Source organism: Arthrobacter sp. Y3223151, from assembly GCF_059091125.1.
Genome location: NZ_JBNHGI010000001.1, coordinates 593,666 through 612,752 on the forward strand (window position 1 = coordinate 593,666; position 19,087 = coordinate 612,752).

At 70.0% G+C, this 19,087-nt stretch carries 20 protein-coding genes; 10 read left to right on the forward strand and 10 right to left on the reverse strand.

Going from position 1 to position 19,087, the window contains the following annotated elements; genetic code table 11:
* Positions 1-65 precede the first annotated feature (65 nt).
* From AC5RUP_RS02840 to AC5RUP_RS02855, 4 genes are read left to right on the forward strand one after another with little or no spacing between them, the layout of a single operon-like run.
* Positions 66-1,145: a LacI family DNA-binding transcriptional regulator gene (locus tag AC5RUP_RS02840; protein WP_494065411.1), complete on the forward strand. Its 1,080-nt coding sequence runs from the start codon at positions 66-68 to the stop codon at positions 1,143-1,145.
* Between the two features lie 23 nt (positions 1,146-1,168).
* Entirely contained in the window at positions 1,169-1,954 is a 786-nt protein-coding gene (locus AC5RUP_RS02845; protein WP_494065412.1) for an alpha/beta hydrolase, read from the forward strand.
* A 41-nt stretch (positions 1,955-1,995) separates the two neighbouring features.
* A complete protein-coding gene (locus AC5RUP_RS02850; RefSeq protein ID WP_494155047.1) occupies positions 1,996-2,910 on the forward strand; it encodes a carbohydrate kinase family protein in 915 nt (304 codons plus the stop codon).
* Between the two features lie 37 nt (positions 2,911-2,947).
* Positions 2,948-3,772, forward strand: coding sequence for an HAD family hydrolase (locus AC5RUP_RS02855; protein WP_494065414.1), 825 nt, complete (start codon positions 2,948-2,950; stop codon positions 3,770-3,772).
* A 20-nt stretch (positions 3,773-3,792) separates the two neighbouring features.
* On the opposite strand, the gene AC5RUP_RS02860 is transcribed toward AC5RUP_RS02855, so the two are convergent.
* The gene (locus tag AC5RUP_RS02860) at positions 3,793-4,473 is read right to left on the reverse strand and encodes a hypothetical protein (protein WP_494158251.1); all 681 of its coding nucleotides are present in this window, start codon (positions 4,471-4,473) and stop codon (positions 3,793-3,795) included.
* A 48-nt stretch (positions 4,474-4,521) separates the two neighbouring features.
* Here AC5RUP_RS02860 and AC5RUP_RS02865 point away from each other — a divergent pair, with 48 nt between their 5' ends.
* From AC5RUP_RS02865 to AC5RUP_RS02875, 3 genes are read left to right on the forward strand one after another with little or no spacing between them, the layout of a single operon-like run.
* Positions 4,522-5,325, forward strand: a complete 804-nt coding sequence (locus AC5RUP_RS02865) for a glycerophosphodiester phosphodiesterase family protein (protein WP_494155112.1) — start codon at positions 4,522-4,524, stop codon at positions 5,323-5,325.
* Positions 5,322-6,443 carry a glycerate kinase gene (locus AC5RUP_RS02870; RefSeq protein ID WP_494158252.1) on the forward strand — a complete coding sequence of 374 codons (1,122 nt, stop codon included), beginning with the start codon at positions 5,322-5,324 and terminating at the stop codon, positions 6,441-6,443. Before AC5RUP_RS02865 ends, AC5RUP_RS02870 begins: the two co-directional genes overlap by 4 nt.
* Positions 6,444-6,471: 28 nt before the next feature.
* Positions 6,472-6,978, forward strand: a complete 507-nt coding sequence (locus tag AC5RUP_RS02875; RefSeq protein ID WP_494158253.1) for a hypothetical protein — start codon at positions 6,472-6,474, stop codon at positions 6,976-6,978.
* Between the two features lie 24 nt (positions 6,979-7,002).
* On the opposite strand, the gene AC5RUP_RS02880 is transcribed toward AC5RUP_RS02875, so the two are convergent.
* The 6 genes from AC5RUP_RS02880 to pgm all read right to left on the reverse strand — a co-directional run bounded on the left by AC5RUP_RS02880 (position 7,003) and on the right by pgm (position 13,103).
* On the reverse strand, positions 7,003-8,658 hold the full coding sequence (locus AC5RUP_RS02880) for a SulP family inorganic anion transporter (protein WP_494154163.1): 1,656 nt from the start codon (positions 8,656-8,658) through the stop codon (positions 7,003-7,005).
* A complete protein-coding gene (locus AC5RUP_RS02885) occupies positions 8,655-9,056 on the reverse strand; it encodes an ArsR/SmtB family transcription factor (RefSeq protein WP_494133092.1) in 402 nt (133 codons plus the stop codon). The genes AC5RUP_RS02880 and AC5RUP_RS02885 overlap by 4 nt, the downstream gene beginning before the upstream one ends.
* Positions 9,057-9,248: 192 nt before the next feature.
* On the reverse strand, positions 9,249-9,503 hold the full coding sequence (locus AC5RUP_RS02890) for a hypothetical protein (RefSeq protein ID WP_494065420.1): 255 nt from the start codon (positions 9,501-9,503) through the stop codon (positions 9,249-9,251).
* Positions 9,504-9,648: 145 nt separating this feature from the next.
* Positions 9,649-9,858, reverse strand: a complete 210-nt coding sequence (locus AC5RUP_RS02895) for a dodecin (RefSeq protein ID WP_494065421.1) — start codon at positions 9,856-9,858, stop codon at positions 9,649-9,651.
* A gap of 138 nt (positions 9,859-9,996) precedes the next feature.
* Positions 9,997-11,322, reverse strand: coding sequence for a uracil-xanthine permease family protein (locus tag AC5RUP_RS02900; protein WP_494092636.1), 1,326 nt, complete (start codon positions 11,320-11,322; stop codon positions 9,997-9,999).
* Positions 11,323-11,456: 134 nt separating this feature from the next.
* Entirely contained in the window at positions 11,457-13,103 is a 1,647-nt protein-coding gene (gene pgm / locus AC5RUP_RS02905; RefSeq protein ID WP_494154164.1) for a phosphoglucomutase (alpha-D-glucose-1,6-bisphosphate-dependent), read from the reverse strand.
* 145 nt (positions 13,104-13,248) lie between these two features.
* Between pgm and AC5RUP_RS02910 the strand changes: the two genes are divergently transcribed.
* Complete coding sequence (locus AC5RUP_RS02910; RefSeq protein WP_494154165.1) at positions 13,249-13,692, forward strand: DUF4190 domain-containing protein; 444 nt, start codon at positions 13,249-13,251, stop codon at positions 13,690-13,692.
* Positions 13,693-13,888: 196 nt separating this feature from the next.
* Here AC5RUP_RS02910 and AC5RUP_RS02915 read toward each other — a convergent pair whose 3' ends face one another.
* From AC5RUP_RS02915 to AC5RUP_RS02925, 3 genes are all read right to left on the reverse strand, one after another.
* Positions 13,889-15,382, reverse strand: coding sequence for a peptide MFS transporter (locus AC5RUP_RS02915; RefSeq protein ID WP_494133088.1), 1,494 nt, complete (start codon positions 15,380-15,382; stop codon positions 13,889-13,891).
* A gap of 103 nt (positions 15,383-15,485) precedes the next feature.
* Complete coding sequence (locus tag AC5RUP_RS02920) at positions 15,486-16,868, reverse strand: amidase (RefSeq protein ID WP_494158254.1); 1,383 nt, start codon at positions 16,866-16,868, stop codon at positions 15,486-15,488.
* Between the two features lie 64 nt (positions 16,869-16,932).
* Positions 16,933-17,676, reverse strand: a complete 744-nt coding sequence (locus tag AC5RUP_RS02925) for a Type 1 glutamine amidotransferase-like domain-containing protein (protein ID WP_494154885.1) — start codon at positions 17,674-17,676, stop codon at positions 16,933-16,935.
* A gap of 131 nt (positions 17,677-17,807) precedes the next feature.
* Here AC5RUP_RS02925 and AC5RUP_RS02930 point away from each other — a divergent pair, with 131 nt between their 5' ends.
* Together AC5RUP_RS02930 and pheA are read left to right on the forward strand one after the other, a co-directional pair.
* On the forward strand, positions 17,808-18,134 hold the full coding sequence (locus tag AC5RUP_RS02930; RefSeq protein WP_494065428.1) for a rhodanese-like domain-containing protein: 327 nt from the start codon (positions 17,808-17,810) through the stop codon (positions 18,132-18,134).
* Complete coding sequence (pheA, locus tag AC5RUP_RS02935) at positions 18,134-19,060, forward strand: prephenate dehydratase (protein WP_494154886.1); 927 nt, start codon at positions 18,134-18,136, stop codon at positions 19,058-19,060. Before AC5RUP_RS02930 ends, pheA begins: the two co-directional genes overlap by 1 nt.
* The last annotated feature ends 27 nt before the right edge of the window (positions 19,061-19,087 follow it).

Below are 19,087 nucleotides of genomic sequence, written 5' to 3' on the forward strand. Positions count from 1 at the left end.
CCCAGGGGAACTTCTGGGGGGAAGTTTCGGGGGATGATTCTTGGGGAAGAAGGCAGAACTGCATCATGGGGAGTTCATTTAAGCCGACTATTCGCGACGTCGCCGAGCGGGCCGGCGTTTCGCTGGCAACGGTCTCATACGTCTTGTCCGGCCGGCACGGGGGTTCAACGAGGATCAGCGAACCGACCAAAGCCCGGGTCATCGAGGCGGCCAAGTCGCTGGGATATGTGCCCAACCACGCCGCCCGGGGCATGCGCCGCGGACGGACGGACACTGTGGCCGTCGTGGTGGAAAACCTGGATTCGGCCTGGGACCGGCAATTGGCGGAGGTTGCCAACCGTGTGCTGCCGGAGCACGGGTACCGGGTGGTGGTCCTGCTGGGCCAGGAGGCATGGCGGAACTTCATGCTCTCCGGCGGCGCGGACGGCGCCATCCTGGGTTTCAGCACCGAAACGCCCGAGGAAGACCACACCCTGCGGGACCTCGCCGACCGGGGCGTGGCGCAGGTGGTTGTGTCGCAGTTCCTCCAGCCTGACGGCTTCGACGTGCTGAAAGTGGACGCGGAGGTCGGCATCGCCGAGGCGGCTGCGTATCTTGCCGCCAGGCACCGCCGCATCGCCGTGCTGCACCGGGGCGGGCCGGCCCCGGGTCCCCGGGGTTCCCGGTTGGGGTTGTTCCGGCAGGCGATGGCCGACCTCGGCGCAGAACTGGACGAAAACCTGGTGCGGGCAACGCACGGGTCCTGGCGTGAATCCTACGAGGAGACCGGCAGGCTGCTGAAGTTGGCCGATCCGCCTACGGCGTTCTTCACCACGGCGGACCTGGAGGCCCTGTGCGTCTCCGGCTCCGCCACCGCGGCGGGGCTCCGGATTCCGGAGGAGATGGAGATCATCGGCGTGGACACCTCGGATCTGGGACACCACTCCGAACCGCCGCTGAGCTCGGTGGGTCCGGAGCCGCTGGTGGGTACCGTGGTGGACCTGCTGATCGACCGGCTGGAGGGGCGCGCCTCCGCCGGCGGGCGCCTGGTGCCGGCGCCGTGGAAGCTGAACCACCGGGGGACCACCGTGGCGGGGATGTCCGGCGATGGCAGCGCGGAAGGCTCGGGCGAGGTGGAGGACAGCGTCTCCAACGGGGCGCCGTAGCGGCGGGCGGCTACAGTGCAGGGATGGAGTACACCCGGCACAGCTACGGCCCGGATCCCAGCCAGTACGCGGAACTGTATGTGCCCGCCCGGCGGCGGCACACCGCCGTCGTCGTCATCATCCACGGCGGGTACTGGCGCGCTGCCTACGGTGCCGAGCTCGGACGCCCGCTGGCCCGGGACCTCGCCGGCCGCGGCTGGGTCTGCTGGAACATCGAGTACCGGCGCGCAGGCAACGGCGGCGGCTGGCCGGAGACGTTCGACGACGTTGCCTCCGGCATCGACCGGCTCGCCGACGTTGCGCACGAGTCCGGCTTCCCGCTCGAGCGGGTGGTGGGGATGGGCCATTCGGCCGGCGGCCACCTGGCGGTGTGGGCGGCCGGGCGGGGCCGGTTGCGGTCGGAGGAGTCGGGGGTGCGGGTGCCCGGCGCGGCCCCGCGGGTGGAGCTCGCTGCGGTGCTCAGCCAGTCCGGGGTGCTGGATGTGGCGCGCGCCCACGAGCTGGGTCTGAGCGACGGCGCCGTCGAAAACCTGCTCGGGCGGCCGGAGGACGCTGATCCAGGTGCTGCGCATCCCTACCGGCTCGCCGATCCCCTGCGGAACGTGCCGCTGCCGGTCCCCGTCTACGCCTTCCACGCCGACCAGGACGCCGACGTGCCGAGGGAACTGTCCGAGCGCTATGTCGCCGCCGCCCGGACCGCCGGCGGGACGGCCGAACTCGTGCTCGTTCCCGGTGACCACTATGCGCTGATCGATCCTGCCTCTGCTGCGTTTGCGCGCATCCGCGGGGTGCTGGCCGGCCTGGGCTGATGCCGGTGCCGCAACCGGCGGCGCTCTGCTACGTTGGCACTGTGCTCACGGTCATAGGCGAAGCCCTGGTGGACGTCGTCCGCTCCGACACGATGCCGCCGCGGGTGCACGTCGGCGGCAGCCCGATGAACGTGGCGGTGGGCCTGGCCCGGCTGGGCCACCCGGTCCAGTTCGTCGGCCGGTACGGCAAGGACCGGTTCGGGGACCTGGTCCACGGCCATCTGCGCCGCAACTCCGTGCTGGTGCCGCTGGATCCGGATGCGTCGGCGACCAGCGCTGCCACCGCTACCCTGGATCCCGCCGGCGCCGCCCATTACTCTTTTGACCTGCTCTGGGAACTGCCGGACCTCGAAAAAATTCGGCCCCGGCTGCTCGACGAGACGGTCTGGCTGCACACCGGCTCCGTCGCGGCCATGCTGGAGCCTGGCGCGCACACGGTGTACAGGACCGTCCAGCGGGCCCATCCGCGGGCCCTGGTCAGCTACGACCCGAACTGCCGGCCCACGCTGATCACGGACCGGGACTTCGCCCGGCGGCAGGCCGAAAAGTTCGTGGTTTTGGCCGACGTGGTCAAGGCCTCCGACGAAGACCTGCGGTGGCTGTACCCGGACCGTACTCTCGAAGAGACGGCCCGTGCGTGGTTGAAGCGGGGGCCGGCCGCGGTGGTGGTCACGCGCGGGGCGAAGGGCAGCTGGGGAGTGGTCCGTGCCGGGACGGCAGAGGTCGCGGCACCGGCGTCCGCCGTCGTTGACAGCGTAGGCGCCGGCGACGCGTACATGTCGGGGCTGCTCGATGCGCTGCTGAACGCGGGATTCTCCGGTTCGGCCCGCCGCGGGAAGCTGCGCGACATGGCCTCCGCCACGCTCGAAGACGTGATGGCGCACGCTGCCCGTGCCGCAGCCATCACGGTATCCCGGGCAGGGGCGAATCCGCCGCGCCGCCACGAGCTGGGCTAGCCGCCTGCGCCGCCGGCCGCATCCCTAGACTGGTGCAATGCGCCTTATCGCCAGCGACCTCGACGGAACCATCATCGGCCGGGACGGCAAAATCAGCCCCCGCACCGTCCGGGCGTTTCGCAGCGCCGCGGCCGCGGGAGTGGAAATCGTCTTCGTGACCGGCCGGCCCCCGCGCTGGCTGACTCCGCTGGCCGAGCAGATCGGACACCGCGGCCGGGTGATCTGCTCCAACGGCGCCGTGCTCTACGATCTGGTGGCCGAGCGGGTGCTCTCGGCGCAGACGCTGCCCCACGCGAACATCCTCGAGGTTCGCCGGATCATCCTCGGCCTGCACCCGGCGGTGACGTTCGCGGCGGAAACGACCGAGGGATTCCTGCTGGAACCGAACTTTCTGCAGCCCGGCTCGGTGGAGCTTCTGGACGGCATCGTGCCCAAACTGTTGCCGGAAAGCCTGCGCCGCTCCGACTCGGTCGTGAAACTGCTGGCCCGCGGGACGGACATCGACCCCGACGCCTTCCTGGCCGAGGTGGGCCCGGCGGTGGGGCATCTGGCCGCGGTGACGCATTCTGCCCCCGGCAACCCGCTGCTCGAGATGGCACGGCCGGGACTCAACAAAGCGGTGACCCTGGCCGAGTACGCCGGTTCGTTGGGCATCGGCCCCCAGGACGTGGTGGCCTTCGGCGACATGCCGAACGACATCGAAATGCTGCGGTGGGCCGGGGCCGGCTACGCGATGGCCTCCGGCCACCGCACCGCGCTGGAAGCAGCCCCGTTCCGCGCCCCGGCGTTCGCCGAGGACGGCGTCGCCCAGGTGATCGAGGAACGGCTGGCGGGCCGGCGGCAGGCCTCGCACGGGGCCTGAAACCCGCGGGGGTCCCGGGGTCAGGAGCCTCGCGCCGCTCCGGCGGGCGCCGCCTCCCGCCGGGTTTCGGGACGCTCGTCCAGATACCGGCGGGCGAACCAGCTGGGGCCGATGCTCCGGCCGCGCCGGGGCGGTTCTATGTCTGCAACTATCAGCTCTTCATACAGGCCGGCCTGGGCCACCACCCCCGTCTGCGGCGCAGCGATGAAGCTGTGGCCCGGTCCGCTCCAGGCCACCGCCGGCGCAGATGCTCCCCGGCGGGCCAGCGCACGGAACCAGCCGTCCCGGCCGCTGCTGCCGCCGGGCACCACGAGCAGTTGCGCGCCGTCGTCGGAGACCGACCGCCGGGACGTGCCGCCCGCCGGCAGGGCGACCGCGCCGGCGTCGTCCTCCGTAGCCAGCCCGATGAGCAGCCCCTCCAGCGGCACGACCGCGGCGGCGTCCGTGCAGGCCTGGAGCCCGCCGTACGCATCGAACAGCCACAGTTCGGGGCCGTTGCCGTGGGTGCTGCCGCCGGCCGCCACCGCGACCCCTTGTTCTGCCGCGAGGCCGCCCAATTCGCGGCGGAACTCCGGGGCGAACCCGGCGGGCAGCACCAGCAGCCGTGCCTCCAGGCCGGCCGCCTGTTCCAGCCACTTCCGGCACCGCCGCCGCGACCCGTCGCCGAGCAGCCCGGCAGCCTGCACTACGGCAAGACGCATGGATTCCTCCTCATCGGCGGTCGTGGCGGGCCCGGTAGAGTACCGAAGGTGAGCAGCGCCAGCCCGTACCTCAATCCTACGTTTCCCGGTTCCGGGCAGGGCCGGCCCCTGGCCATGTCGCACCGGGGTTTCTCGTTGGATGGTCGGGAGAACTCGATGGCGGCCTTCCGCGCGGCCGTCGATCTCGGTTACGCCTACCTGGAGACCGATGTCCGGTCCACCCGCGACGGCGTGCTGGTGGCCTTCCACGACCGGACACTGGAGCGTACTACCGACGGCCGCGGCGAACTGGCGGCGCACACGGCCGGCCAGCTGGCGCAGGTACGGATCTCCGGCGAGCCGATCCCCACGTTCGAGGAGTTGCTGGCCGCGTGGCCGGACGTGCGACTCAACGTGGACGTGAAAGACATGGCCGCCGCGGACGAACTGGCCCGGCTGATCGAGGCCTACGACGCGCACGACCGCGTGCTGGTGGCTTCCTTTTCCGACCGCCGCCGCTTCCGCGTGCTGCGCGGCCTGAGCCGCCCCGTCGCGGGATCCGGCGGCGTATATGCGACGCTGGCAATATATCTTTCGGGGTATATAGGTCTGGCGGGCCTGTTGGCCCGGCTGGTCCGCGTCCACGCGGTGCAGGTGCCGGTGAAGTACGGTCCGTTCACGGTAGTCACGCCCGGGTTCGTGCGGCGCTGCCGCCGGGCCGGCCTAAAGGTGCACGTGTGGACTATCAACGACCGCGCAGAGGTGGAACGGCTGCTGGCACTGGGAGTGGATGGCATAGTCTCCGACCGCGCCGATATTCTGGCCGAAGTGATGGCTGAACGCGGCAGCTGGCCGCAGAGGGAGTCCGCATGAAGGTCTTGATTGCACCGGACAAGTTCAAGGGAACCTTGACGGCCGCCGAGGCGGCCGCCGCAATGGCCGAAGGCGTGCTGCGGGTCTACCCGGACGCCCACGTGCAGCTGCTCCCGGTTGCCGACGGCGGCGAGGGCACCCTGGAGGCTGCCCTCTCCGCCGGTGCGGCCGAGCACACCGAACGCGTCGTGGGGCCGCTGGAGCGTGAGGTCACCGCGTCCTGGGCCATGCTGGAGCGGCCGGACGGCAAGACCGCCGTCATTGAAACCGCGCGGGCATCCGGCTTGCTGCTCACCGAGCCCAGCGTGCAGTCGGCGCTCACGGCCCACTCCTACGGGTCCGGCCAGCTGATTGAGGCGGCACTGAACGCCGGCGCCACCGAGATCGTGCTCGGGGTGGGCGGCTCCGCCATGACCGACGGCGGGTCCGGCGCCCTCCGCGCGCTGGGCCTGAAGGTGCTTACCGGCGGCGGCGCCGAAGTCCTGCTCGGCGGCGCGGCCCTGGCCACCGCGGACCACCTGGATACCTCCGGCCTGGACCCGCGCCTGGCGGAGACCGTGATCCGGATAGCGGCAGACGTCTCGAATCCGCTGTACGGGCCGGACGGGGCGGCGCACGCTTTCGGGGAACAGAAGGGCGCCGACGCGGTCTCGCGCCGCTTGCTCGACGAGGCGCTGCAGCACTGGGCCCAGCTGCTGCTGAAGGCAACCGGCCGCGACGTCAACGTGGCGGGCGCGGGCGCGGCCGGCGGCTTCCCCTCCGGCTTCCTGGCGCTGGCCGGGGTCCGGGTGGAGCCGGGGTTCGACGTCGTCGCCGATCTGGTGGGCCTCGAGGCCGCCCTGGCGGACGCAGACCTGGTGCTGACCGGCGAGGGGTCGCTGGATCGGCAGTCCGAATTCGGGAAAGCGCCGCTGGGCGTCGCCGGGCGTGCCCAGGCACGGGGCATCCCCGCCGTCGTCGTCGCCGGGCAGATCGACCTGGCGCCGGACCGGCTGGCCGAACACGGGGTGCATGCGGCCGCCAGCGTGGTCGAGGCGGCAGGCAGCCGGGAACAGGCCATGGCCCAGGCCGCGCGCTATGTCACGTTGGCCACGCAACAGGCGCTCGAAGGGGCTTGAGCCCGGGAACCACGCCTATCATGAGGGCATGAGCAGTACCGTCGTCCCGCCGCCCTCGGCCGTCCGCCAGGGTTTTCTCCGCACCCTGGTCCTTTGGCTGGCGATTCCGATGGCGGTGCTGGTGCCGCTGTGGGTGGTGGCCGGACGCGTGTTGTTTGGCATCGGCGGGCAGATGGTGCTCTGGCTGGGCATCAGCCTGGGCCCGGTGCTGCTGGTCTTGCTGTTGCTGACCGGCGTGAAGCTCCTCGAGACCGCCCGCCGGGGCCTGCTGCTCCCGGTGCGGGCCGTCGTGGCGCCGGCGCTGGCCTGGCTGCTGGCGTTCGCCTTCGGCTTCACCGTCCCGGACTTCGGCGGCGGCGCCGGAGAGGGCGCGTCCATCATGTCGCTGCTGGCCGGTCCGTCCGCCCTGGGAATGTCCACCGCGCTGTGCAACCCGTTCGGGATCATCGCCGCCGGGCTGGCCGTCGCGGCCACGGTTTTTGCCTACCGGGCCGCGGGCGAAGCGCGTCGCGGCGGCGGTGCCGACCGCGCCTGACGCAAGCGGGCCCGTTGGCGCGCCTTAGGCCTGCTGTGTGGGCCGGGTTTCACCGTTGCGCCGGACGTGACTGCGGGCATGCTCGACCGCCGCGTCCAGGTCGCCGAACAGGTGCCTGTCGTGGCGCAATGACTCCAAGACCCCCACCCGGCGGGCCAACTCCACATGGCGTTCCTGAATCCCCTTGATGAGCACGGTGACGCCGCGGCGTTCCAGCGCTGTGACCAGGTCGGCCACGACCTTTGCCCCGGTCGCGTCGAGGATCTGCAGCTGGGACATCCGGATGATCACCACCTGCACATTGCGGATGGAAGAGACTCGCTCCAGCACCCGGTCGGCGACGCCGAAGAACAGGGCGCCGTCGAGCCGGAAGACAGCGATCTGCTCGTCGCCGTCTGCGGCCGGTCCGGGAATCTCCTCCCGGTGGACTCCGCTGGAATTGCCCAACGCCCTCAGCGCGAAGAACCCAGCGAAGACGATGCCGATCACCACGGCTTGGATCAGGTCGAAGGACACCGTGACGACCGCGGTGACGATGAAGACCGTGGTGTCCGACCGGGTGGAGCCGAAGACGCTGCGCAAGGTGTTCAGCGAGACCATGCGGACGGCGGTCACCATCAGCACGCCGGACAGCGCCGCCAGCGGGATTTGGGAGACGGGCCCGGTCGCCAGGTACACGACGCCCAGCAGCACCAGGGAATGCACGACGACGGAGGCCCGGGTCCGCCCGCCGGCGCGGATGTTCACGGCCGTCCGGGCGATGGCTCCGGTGGCAGGCATCCCGCCGAAGAAGCCGGAGGCAACCGAGGCCAGGCCCTGGCCCACCAGCTCCCGGTCCGCGTCGTAAGGGCCCGTGTCGGAGATGGATGCGGCTACCCGGGCCGAGAGCAGCGACTCGATGGCAGCCAGTGCTGCGACGGTGAGGGCAGGCCCGGCCAGTGCGCCGATCAGGGCCAGGTCGACGGTGGGCAGGGACGGGGCCGGCAAGGAGCTGGGAAGTTCGCCGATCCGTGCAACGTCCAGATTCATCAGCTGGGCCACAAGCGTGGCGACGATGATCCCGATGATGGAGCCGGGCAGCTGGGGGTTGATCTTCGGCGCGGCCACCATGATGGCGGCCACGATCAACGCCAGGATGACGGGCCAGAACAAACCCGCCAAGGAAGCGGTGCCCAAGGCCTCGACCGCCGACACGGCCGCGTTGGAGCTGGGCCCCGGTGCGGTCCCGAAGGCGGCCGGCACCTGCTGCAGGAAGATGATGACGGCGATGCCCAGCGTGAAGCCCTCGATGACGGGCCACGGTATGAAGCTGACGGCACGGCCCAGTTTCAGCACGCCGGCGGCAGCCACCATGACGCCGGCCATGAGCGTCAGCAGCGCGAGCGACGATATCCCGTGGCTGGCGATGACCGGCGCAAGCACCACCACCATGGCGCCGGTGGGTCCCGACACCTGGATGTTGGAACCACCGAAAACGGCAGCAACGATGCCGGCGACGATCGCTGTGATCAATCCCGACGCGGCGCCGGCGCCCGAGCTGACGCCGAATGCCAAGGCCAGCGGCAGGGCGACGATACCCACGGTCACCCCCGCCACCAGGTCGTTCCGCCAGGTGCGCGGCAGCTGAGCGTAATCGGCCTTGCCGGGCAGCAGCGCGGCCGCCGCCCTTAACGACTTCATGGCGCCTCCTGCTTGGTGCCCGCCTCCCGGGCTGATGCCGTCGAGCCGTTGTCGGCCGCACCGAAGCCGGCCAGTTGCTGCGTGGCGGTGTGCAGGAGCTGCTGCAGGAGGCTGCGCGCCACGGTCAGCAGGTCGGCCACCTGAGGGTACGCCAGGCGGTAGAAGACCTGCACGCCCCGGCGTTCGGCCAGGACGAGGTTGTGCCGGCGCAAGACGGACAGGTGCTGGGACAGGTTGGAGGCCTCTTGGCCCGTCTCGTTCATCAGCTCGGTCACGGTTACCTCGGGAGCGTCCGCGAGCAGTTCCAGCACCCGGATCCTGACCGGATGGGACAGTCCCTTGAATAAGTTGGCCTTGACTTCGTACAGCGGGGCGTCGGCAGCGGCGAATGGGTTCACGAGGGCTCCCTAGAGTTCATTACTTTAGAAAGCCATCATATAGCGGGAGTGAAGGCTGCGCTAAGGCTCCGCGCACGGCTCACGTGGCGCCTAACAGCCAAGCGTCGCTCGGGCCCGCCGCTCGAAACGGCCGCGCGGTCCCCGCCGCGCGAACCCGCGTCTCGCGTTGCCGCGGTGCCTCGTGCCCGCCTGCTATCCCCCGGTGGAGGCGGAGGGGGGAACGAATCCGTCCTGTCCGGGTTCGTTCTCGTGCTCCGGGTCCTCGCTCTGGCGGTATTCGCCGTCCGGGCTCAGGCCCGGTACGCGCTGCCCCGCGTTGAGCAGGCTGGACGTGAAGTGCTCGCCGTCGAACTTGGCGGCGGAGTCGTTCTCCGGTTCGGGGGCGCCGATGTCGTCGCGCAGATGCTCGTCGTCGGGCAGTTTGTCCTCATCGCGTGGCTGGCTCATGGATCAAGCACACCACCGCATCGACCCGGGCACAATGGGCGAGGACGGCCCCCAGTGGCGGGCAGCCCCGTCCACCGTGGCCCGGCGGATGCGTGCACAGCCCGCCACGTCCGCAGGACACCGGGCGCGACCCCGCCCGCGTCGGTCAGCTTTCGTGCCGGAAACCGAGCTTGATGGTCACCTGCCAGTCCGCGATCCTGCCTTCGTTGAGGTGGCCGCGGACGGACTTTACTTCGAACCAGTCGAGGTTGCGCAGTGTCTTGGAGGCCTCGTTGATGGCGTTGGAGACCGCGGCATCGATCCCGTCGGGCGACGTACCCACAATTTCCGTGACGTTGTAGACGTGGTTGGCCATGCTTTCCTCCTCGTGAACGTCCCGGGCCGGACGCCGCGGGAGAGATGGCTGCAACGCTAGCCCCCGACGTCCCCACGGTCTAGGGCGCGGCGGCCCGGAGCACGCCCTCCCCTCCAGGCCGGCCGCCATGCCGGGCGGTCAGCCGAGCTTCGACGGCTTGACGCCCTCGTCTTCCACGGAATCCACGGGCTCGGTGTGACGCCAGCGGGCTACCGCGCTCATGCCGTGGAAAATCAGCAGTGCCGCTGCCGAACCCAGCGCGATGCCTTCGAACTGCAGCTCGCCTATCGCCCACTTGAAGTTGGCGATGCCGATGACCAGGGCCACCCCTGCCACGGAGAGGTTGATGGGGTTGGCGAAGTTCACCCGGTTCTGCACCCAGATCCGCACCCCCAAAATGCCGATCATGCCGTAGAGCACGACGCCGGCGCCGCCCAGGACGCCGACCGGAACGGTGGCGATGGCGGCACCGAACTTCGGGAGCAAGCTCAACAGGATGGCGACAATGCCGGCCACCCAGTATGCGGCGGTGGAGTAGACCTTGGAGGCGGCCATCACGCCGATGTTCTCGGCGTAGGTGGTGGTGCCGGAGCCGCCGCCGCTGCCGGCCAGCACGGTGGCCAGGCCGTCTGCCATCAGCGCGCGGCCGGTGACGGGGTCAAGGTCCTGCCCGGTCATCGCGGACACGGACTTCACATGGCCGATGTTCTCTGCCACCAGGACCAACACCACGGGGAGGAACAGCCCAATCAGGGAGATGTGGAATTCCGGCGCGTGGAATTCGGGCAAACCGATCCACGCCGCGTCGTTGATCCTGGAGAAATCCACCTCGCCCCGCAGGATGGCCACCACGTAGCCCACCAGCACGCCTATCAGGATGGACAGCCGGCCCAGCAGCCCGCGGAACAACACCGTGACGAGCAGGATCGCGACGACGGTGACCAGCGCCGTCACCGGCCCCTTCTCGAAGTTCTGCTTGGCGGTCGGCGCCAGATTGAGGCCGATCAACGCAACGATGGCGCCGGTGACCACCGGCGGCATCACCACGTTGATCCAACGCGTGCCGGCCTTGTGCACCACCGCGCCGACCAGGAAGAGCAAGGCGCCGGCCATGACGAGGCCGCCGAGCGCTCCGCCCATTCCGTGCTGGTTCATGGCGGCGCCGATCGGGGCGAGGAACGCGAAGCTGGAGCCCAGGTAACTGGGGACCCTGCCTGCCGTGATGATCAGGAACAGGATGGTGCCCACGCCGGAAAACAGCAGCGTGGTCGACGGCGGGAATCCGGTCAGCAGCGGGACCAGGAACGTGGCGCCGAACATGGCGACCACGTGCTGGGCCCCGATGCCCATGGTGCGCGGCCAGGTGAGGCGCTCCTGGGGACCCACTACCGTGCCCGGTGAAATGTTCTTGCCGTCGCCATGCACGGCCCAACGGAACGGGGAAGATTTTGCAGGCGTGCTCATGGGAGGCCTCTTCGGGGGGAGTCAGCGGGAGAATGTCCGGGGGACATCCTACCGCCGGAACGGCGGTGCCGGCTCGTCCCGACCGGTCGCGGAGGCCGGGCGGGACCGGCCCGACCTCCGTTTTCAGGCGATGATCAGCCGATCACCGCGTCCACGATTGCCTTCGCCTCGGCCTGCACCTGCCGCAGATGGTCCTGGCCGCGGAAGGATTCGGCGTAGATCTTGTAGACGTCTTCCGTCCCCGAGGGCCGGGCCGCGAACCACGCGTTGTCGGTGGTGACCTTAAGCCCGCCGATCGGGGCGCCGTTGCCGGGCGCTTCGGTCAGCTTGGCGGTAATCGCCTCGCCGGCCAGTTCGGTGGCGGCCACGTCGGCGGCGGAGAGTTTCGCCAGCGCGGCTTTCTGCTCCCGGGTCGCCGCCGCGTCAATGCGTGCGTAGGACGGCGCCCCGAACTTCTCGGTCAGTCCCGTATAGAGTTTCGACGGCGAGTTTCCGGTCACCGCCACGATTTCGGAGGCCAGCAGCGCCAGCAGGATGCCGTCCTTGTCGGTGGACCACGGCTTGCCGTCGAACCGCACGAAGGAGGCCCCGGCCGACTCCTCGCCGCCGAAAACGCCTTCCCCGGAGAGCAGCCCGGGAACGAACCACTTGAAGCCCACGGGGACTTCCACCAGCTGCCGGCCCAGGCCGGCCGCCACCCGGTCGATCATCGAGGAGGACACCAGCGTCTTGCCCACGGACGCGCCGGCCGGCCAGTCCGGCCGGTTCCTGTAGAGATAGTCGATGGCCACGGCAAGGTAGTGGTTCGGGTTCATCAGCCCGGCATCAGGGGTCACGATTCCGTGCCGGTCCGCGTCGGCGTCGTTGCCGGTGGCGATGTCGAAGGCGGCGCCGCCGCCGCGCACGGTGTTGATCAGCGAGGCCATTGCCGACGGCGACGAACAGTCCATCCGGATCTTCTCGTCCCAGTCCAGGGTCATGAACGCCCATTGCGGGTCCACCGCCGGATTGACCACGGTCAGGTCCAGCCGGTGCCGCTCGGCGATGGCGGCCCAGTAGTCCACCGAGGCCCCGCCCATCGGGTCGGCACCGATCCGCACGCCGGCGGAACGGATGGCGTCCAGGTCCAGCACCTTCGGCAGGTCGTCCACGTACGCGGCCAGGAAGTCGTACGTACCGATGGACCCGGAGAACCGGGCCTGTCCCAGCGTGATCCGGTTGACGCCGCGTAGGCCCGCCTCCAGCAGTTCGTTGGCGCGGGCGGCAATCCACCCGGTGGCATCCGAGTCGGCGGGGCCGCCGTGCGGCGGGTTGTACTTGAAGCCGCCGTCGCCGGGCGGGTTGTGCGAGGGGGTGATCACGATGCCGTCGGCCTGGGCGTCCGGATGGGCGGCGTTATGGGTGAGGATCGCGTGGCTGACCGCCGGCGTCGGGGTCCACCCGGTGCGGGAATCGACCAGCACTGCCACACCGTTTCCGGCCAGCACCTCGAGGGCGGTGTCCTGGGCCGGGTCCGAGAGGGAATGCGTGTCTTTGCCGACGAACAGCGGTCCGGCGATGCCCTGCCCGGCGCGGTACTCCACGATTGCCTGCGTGATGGCGGCAATGTGGTCCTCATTGAAGGATGCCTTCAGGCTGGAGCCGCGGTGCCCGGAGGTGCCGAAGACCACGCGCTGGGACGGGTCGGCCGGATCCGGCTTGACGTTGAAGTACGCGTCGCGGAGCGCGGTCAGGTCAACAAGGTCGCTGGGAAGGGCCACTGTGCCCGCACGGTTTGCCATCCCTCCAGCATGCCAAAAAACTATCGATCCGTGGCGATCGGGTGGCGGATCCGGCCCGATGGCCCCCGATCTTCCCGCGCGCCTAGACTGGTAAACAGCACTGAAGCTGCACAGCAGCGAATCAATCCCAGGGGGAATCAACAGTATGTCCGGCACGGAGAACAGGCCGCCCTTTAACGACCCGAAGCATCCGGGGTGGTACACCGATCCCAACGCAGGCCGGGCCGTGCCGCAGCCGCCGCCGCTGCCCGAAGCGGCGAACCCGTACTCCTACCAGCCCGGCCCCGGCGCGCAGCCGTACACCGGGCAGCAGCCGTACGGCGGACCGGACTACAACCAGCCGATGTACTACACGCCGCAGGCCGAGCCGAAGGGGCTGAGCATCGCGGCGCTGGTGCTGGGCATCGTCTCGGTGGTGACGTTCGGCTTCATGCTGGTCCCGCAGGTCCTGGCCATCGTGTTCGGCCACATCGCGCTGGGCAAGGAACCGGCCGGCCGCAGCATGGCGTTGGCCGGCCTGATCATGGGCTACGCGGTCACCGGCATCTGGTGCCTGCTGATCTTCATCGGAATCCTCGCCGGAGCGTAGGTCCCGCCGGCGCCTCGGTACACCCCCCGCTGGTCGGCTACCCCCGCTTCACCCCGCCGACTATCCAGCACCGGCCCTGCTGAACGCTCAGAAGGGCCGGAGCTGAATAGCGGATGAGGGAAAGGCTCCTCACGACGGCGATGCCCGGGCGGGAGTGAGTCCCGGCCCGGGCATCGCCGTCGTCGTTCAGTCCGTCCTAGCGGATGCCGCCCATCAGCTTCTTCAGCGACGGCACGGCCGCGGCCAGGCCGACGCCGAGGATGATCGCCGTTACCCCGATGAAGCCGAAGTACGGGGCTTCATTGGCCGGGTCGTAGTAGCCGGCCAGGATGCCCGCCAGCGTGGTGCCCAGCGAGATGGAGAGCAGGAACAGCGCCACCATCTGGGTCTGGAAGGCCTTCGGAGCCAGCTTGGTGGACACCGAGGAGCCGGTCGGGGAGAGGAACAGTTCCGCCATGGTGAACAGGAACAGGATGCCGACCATGGCCAGCAGCGGTGTGGAGTTGGCGCCGCCGCCGGTGAGCGGGATGAACGCCAGGAACGCCAGGCCCATCACGACCAGGCCCAGGGCGAACTTCAGCGGCGAGCTGGGCTGCTTCGGGCCGAGCTTGGTCCACAGGGCGGCGAAGATGCCGGCGAAGATGATGATGAAGACCGGGTTGATGGACTGCACCCAGCTGGCCGGCATCTCCCAGCCGCCCAGCGTGCGGTCCAGCTGCTTGTCCGCGTACAGGGCCACCACGGTGAACTGCTGCTGGAACAGCGCCCAGAACGCGGCGGAGGCGATGAACAGCGGGATGAAGGCGTAGACGCGCTTGCGCTCCACGGCGTCGACCTGCTTGCTGGAGAGGATCACCACGAAGTAGACCACGGCGGCGATGATTGCCAGCCAGGCCATGATCGGGGCCAGGTTCGAGGCGGTCACCAGGCCGAACGCCACCAGCAGCACCATGACGACGACGGCGGCCGCGGCCACGGCGGCCACCTTGCCGTAGTTGCCGCGGGGCAGCGGGTTGGCCACATGGTGCGCGGCCTCGGGCAGGTTCTTGCGGGTCAGGGCGTACTGGGTCAGGCCGATGGCCATGCCCAGCGCGGCCAGGCCGAAGCCGTAGTGGAAACCGAGCTGCACCTGGGCCAGGCCGGTGAGCAGCGGGCCGAAGAGGCCGCCGATGTTCACGCCCATGTAGAAGATGGAGAAGCCGGCGTCGCGGCGGTCGTCCTTCAGGCTGTAGAGCGAGCCGACCAGCGAGCTGGCGGTGGCCTTGAGGCCGCCGGAGCCGATGGCCACCAGGATCAGGCCGATGGCCAGCCCGACGCCGCCCGGGATCAGGGCCAGCGCGATGTGGCCCAGCATGACCATGATTCCGGTGTAGAAGAGGACCTTTTCGGACCCCAGGAGGCGGTCGGCCACCCACGCACCAAGGATCGAGGAGAGGTACACGCCGCCGCCGTAGGCGCCCACCAGGCCGGTGGCGATTCCCTCGTCGATCCCCAGGCCGCCCTCGGCGACCGAGTAGTACATGTAATAGAGCAGGATGCCCTGCATGCCGTAGAAGGAGAAACGCTCCCAGAGTTCTACGGAGAAAAGATTCGCCAGCATCCGTGGATGCCCGAAGAAGGTTTTGCCGGTTTGGGTGGACTGTTTTGTTGTTTCCGGCTGCGGATTCCCGGACTGCACGGTATTGCTCACGGTGTTCTATTCTGACAGTCCCCTACATGAAATGTCATATTCTGTGACCGGGACCGGGACGCGTGTTAGTGCAAAACCGCAAGTCAGGCCAGGGTTGCAGGATTCATCGCACGCCCTCCAGTTGCGCGGCGGCGGCCAGCAGCATGGCCTCCGAGCCGGGCTTGCCGATCAGCTGGACGCCCATGGACAGGCCCTCCTCGGTGGTGCTGACGGGAACGGCGATGGCGGGCAGCCCGCACACGTTGACCAGCGAGGTGTACGGCGAATACTGGCACTGGCGCATGTAGTCCACGTCCGCGCTGTTGGCGGTGTACCAGCCCACCGGCCGGGGGGTCTGTGCCAGCGCGGGCGTCAGAACCAGGTCGTACCGGCCGAACTGTGCCCGGGTGTCTTCCTGGAAACGCGCCAGCGCGGCCAAGGCGTCCGGCAGCGCCTCCGGCGCGCGCTTCAGGGCCCGGCGGCGGAAGGAGCGGGTGAGCGGCATGAGCTGCGGTTCGCGGCCGGCCGGCAGTTCCAGCCGGGCCAGGCCGGAGGTCCACACCGTGGCAAACGCCTCCGGGTAGCGGTTGTCATAGCGGATCTCCGCCTCGTCGAGCGCGTGGCCCAGCCCCAGTAGCAGCTCCACCGCGGTGTCCAACGCCTCGCGCGCCTCCGGCTCCAGCGACAGCGGGTAGGCGGACTCGAACGGAGAGTCGGTGCTGACGCCGATTCGGAAGCGCCCTTCGGCGCGTAGCGCTGCGGCCAGGAAACCGGGTTCCCCCGGGAAGGCCGCGCGGGCCAGCGGTTCGTCCGCCATGGCGTCCATCAGCAGCCCGGCATCGGCCGCCGTGCGGGCCAGGGGCCCGGCGACCACCAGCCGGCCGGCGTCGTCTCCGGTGCTGCCGGCCGGGAGCCGGCCGCGCCCCGGTTTCAACCCCACCAGCCCGGTGGCGGCCGCCGGAATCCGGACCGAGCCGCCGCCGTCCGACCCGGGGGCGAAGGGCAGCAGGCCGGCGGCCACGGCGGCCGCGCTTCCGCCGGAGGAACCGCCCGGGCTCAGCGCCGGGTCCAGCGGGTTGCGGGCCGGCGGCGCCACACGGTTCTCGCTGTAGGAGGTCAGGCCGAATTCGGGGACCTGGGTCTTGCCGAGGCTGATGCTGCCGGCGGATTCGAGTACGTCCACCAAGGGGTGGTTGGCCAGGGCGGGCCGGTGCTCCAGGGCCGCGCTGCCGTGGGTGGTCGGGACGCCGGCCACATCCGTGAGGTCCTTGTAGGCAACCGGCAGGCCGTGCAGCCGGCCCAGGGTCCCGCCGCGTGCCTGGTGGTCGTCCGCGGCGCGTGCCTGCTTGAGCGCCTGGTCGGCGGTGACGGTGATAAAGGCGCCGAGCCGGGGGTTGAGGGCATCAATGCGCTGGAGGTAATGCTCCGTCAGTTCGAGGGCGGACAGTTCGCCGCGCGCCACGGCGTCGCGCTGGGCGACGGCCGTCAAGTCATGCAAAGCAGTCATCGCCCGTAAGCGTAGCTCCGCCCGGCGGTGCGGGCTAATCCAAGCGCCCCACCGGCGCGCCGGGTCAGCCGAGAAACCTGGTGTCGATCGGCTCCTCCACGGCGACGGCGTCGGGCCCGTCCCCGGCCTGGGCCGTCACGCGGTAGGCGAGTTTCCCGTCGGTCTCGCTGACCGCCTCGGCCAGCTCGGTGCCGCGGTAGACCAGTCCGACGCCGTCGTCGGTGCAATGCGTCTCGCCCAGGATGCCGTCCGCCACGAGCCGGTGCACCAACGGCCTGCGCTGCGGTTCCGAGTCGTAATGGACGCCGTTGTCGTAGGGCAGCAACGCCAGCCCGTTCGTGACCGGCCGCAGCTCGGGGCCGAAGGAGTCGGTGGTGCCGCCGCGGAACCAGCAGATGGAACCGGCGGAGACCCCCGCCAGGACCACGCCGGCCTGCCAGACCCGCCTGAAAATGGCGTCCAGGCCGTGGACCCGCCACACCGCCAGCAGGTTAGCCACCGAACCGCCGCCCACCCACACCACATCTTGGCCCAACAGGTGTTCCTCGATGTCCGCCACGTTGGGCATGGTGAACAAGTTCAGATGGCTCAGGCCGTACCCGGCGGCCCTGGCCGCCTCGTCCAGCTCGGCCTGGAGCCAGCGTTGGTCGCCGCCGGCGGTGCCCACGTGGACCAGCCGCGGTGCCCGCCCCGTGGGCCCGGCCAGCTCGACGGCGTGGTGCACCAGGTGGTGGAACGCGATCCGGCTGCGAACGCCGGCCCTGATTCCCCCGGACGTAGCAAGGATGGTCGGCTGGTCTGCGGCCATGGGTGCCCCTGTCTCATTACGGTGCGGCGGACGATCCCACTATAGGCTTGGAAAGGGGGCAAAACGCGGGTGCGCCCGGAGCAGGAATTCACCAGCGGCGGCAGGGCCCGCCGCGGATCACGGAGGTTGCCATGAGCGATATCGAGAATGTGGATGTCAACAGCATCGGCGGCGACGCCACCATTCTGGACGTGCGCGAAGACTATGAATGGGAAGCCGGACACATTGCGGGCGCCGTGCACATCCCGCTCAACGAGCTGCCGCTGCGCCTGGACGAACTGGACCCCGACGTGGACCTGCATGTGGTGTGCCGCAGCGGCGGGCGGTCCTTCCGAGCCACCGAATGGCTGAACGGGAACGGATACTCGGCGGTGAACGTCGACGGCGGAATGGGTGCCTGGCTGGATGCCGGCAAGCCGATCGTTTCGGAGAACGGGCAGGAGCCCCGGGTCCAGTAATGGCAGGCGTCTACACCTTCCTGGGGCCGGAGGGAACCTTCACCGAGGCTGCCCTCCTCCAGGTTCCCGGGGCGGCTGCTGCGCGCCGGATTCCGGCCGCGAGTGTCGACGCCGCCGTGGACGCCGTCCGCGCGGGGGAAGCCGGCGCGGCCATGGTCCCGATCGAGAACTCGGTCGAGGGCGGCGTCAGCGCCACGTTGGATGCCATCGCGGGAGGCGAGCCGCTGCGCATCATCGGCGAGGAACTCGTGCCCATCCGCTTTGTGCTGGCGGTGCGGCCCGGGACCGAGCCGGGAGACGTCGCGGTGGTGTCCACCCATCCGCACGCCTGGGCGCAATGCCGCGCATGGTCCGGCGCGAATATTCCCAAAGCGGAATATCTGCCGGCCTCCTCGACGGCGGCGGCCGCGGTGGGACTCCTGGTGCCCGGGGCCGGCTACGAGGCGGCGATCTGCTCGCCGCTGGTGGCCCGGCAGCGCGGGCTGCAGGTGCTTGCCGAGGATATCGGTGACATTCCGGACGCCGTGACCCGATTCATTCTGGTGAGCCGTCCCGGTGCCCTGCCCGCGCCGACCGGCGCCGACAAGACCACCCTGGTGGTCCCGCTGCCGCAGGACCGTCCGGGTGCGCTGGGGGCAATCCTGGAACAATTCTCCAGCCGGGGCGTGAACCTGAGCCGGATCGAGTCCCGCCCAACCGGCCAGTTTTTGGGAGATTATTTCTTCAGCCTCGACGCCGAGGGCCACCTCGCCGAGGAGCGGGTGGCCGACGCCGTCCGCGGGCTGCACCGGCTCAGCCCGGGCATCCGGTTTTTGGGCTCCTACCCGCGCGCCGACCGCCGCGGACTGACTGTTCCGCGCCGCAACCAGGACGAGGCGTTCCGGACGGCCGACCGTTGGGTGCAGGACCTGCTGTTGGCCCGCTGACCGGCCCTGCCGGACTGTCGACCCGCG

Excerpts from the sequence above, each read along its gene's own strand:
- AC5RUP_RS02840 (WP_494065411.1), top strand. The coding sequence starts at position 66 with ATGGGGAGTTCATTTAAGCCGACTATTCGCGACGTCGCCGAGCGGGCC.
- AC5RUP_RS02845 (WP_494065412.1), top strand. The coding sequence starts at position 1,169 with ATGGAGTACACCCGGCACAGCTACGGCCCGGATCCCAGCCAGTACGCG.
- AC5RUP_RS02855 (WP_494065414.1), top strand. The coding sequence starts at position 2,948 with ATGCGCCTTATCGCCAGCGACCTCGACGGAACCATCATCGGCCGGGAC.
- AC5RUP_RS02860 (WP_494158251.1), bottom strand. The coding sequence starts at position 4,473 with ATGCGTCTTGCCGTAGTGCAGGCTGCCGGGCTGCTCGGCGACGGGTCG.
- AC5RUP_RS02870 (WP_494158252.1), top strand. The coding sequence starts at position 5,322 with ATGAAGGTCTTGATTGCACCGGACAAGTTCAAGGGAACCTTGACGGCC.
- AC5RUP_RS02875 (WP_494158253.1), top strand. The coding sequence starts at position 6,472 with ATGAGCAGTACCGTCGTCCCGCCGCCCTCGGCCGTCCGCCAGGGTTTT.
- AC5RUP_RS02880 (WP_494154163.1), bottom strand. The coding sequence starts at position 8,658 with ATGAAGTCGTTAAGGGCGGCGGCCGCGCTGCTGCCCGGCAAGGCCGAT.
- AC5RUP_RS02890 (WP_494065420.1), bottom strand. The coding sequence starts at position 9,503 with ATGAGCCAGCCACGCGATGAGGACAAACTGCCCGACGACGAGCATCTG.
- AC5RUP_RS02895 (WP_494065421.1), bottom strand. The coding sequence starts at position 9,858 with ATGGCCAACCACGTCTACAACGTCACGGAAATTGTGGGTACGTCGCCC.
- AC5RUP_RS02900 (WP_494092636.1), bottom strand. The coding sequence starts at position 11,322 with ATGAGCACGCCTGCAAAATCTTCCCCGTTCCGTTGGGCCGTGCATGGC.
- pgm (WP_494154164.1), bottom strand. The coding sequence starts at position 13,103 with ATGGCAAACCGTGCGGGCACAGTGGCCCTTCCCAGCGACCTTGTTGAC.
- AC5RUP_RS02910 (WP_494154165.1), top strand. The coding sequence starts at position 13,249 with ATGTCCGGCACGGAGAACAGGCCGCCCTTTAACGACCCGAAGCATCCG.
- AC5RUP_RS02920 (WP_494158254.1), bottom strand. The coding sequence starts at position 16,868 with ATGACTGCTTTGCATGACTTGACGGCCGTCGCCCAGCGCGACGCCGTG.
- AC5RUP_RS02925 (WP_494154885.1), bottom strand. The coding sequence starts at position 17,676 with ATGGCCGCAGACCAGCCGACCATCCTTGCTACGTCCGGGGGAATCAGG.
- AC5RUP_RS02930 (WP_494065428.1), top strand. The coding sequence starts at position 17,808 with ATGAGCGATATCGAGAATGTGGATGTCAACAGCATCGGCGGCGACGCC.
- pheA (WP_494154886.1), top strand. The coding sequence starts at position 18,134 with ATGGCAGGCGTCTACACCTTCCTGGGGCCGGAGGGAACCTTCACCGAG.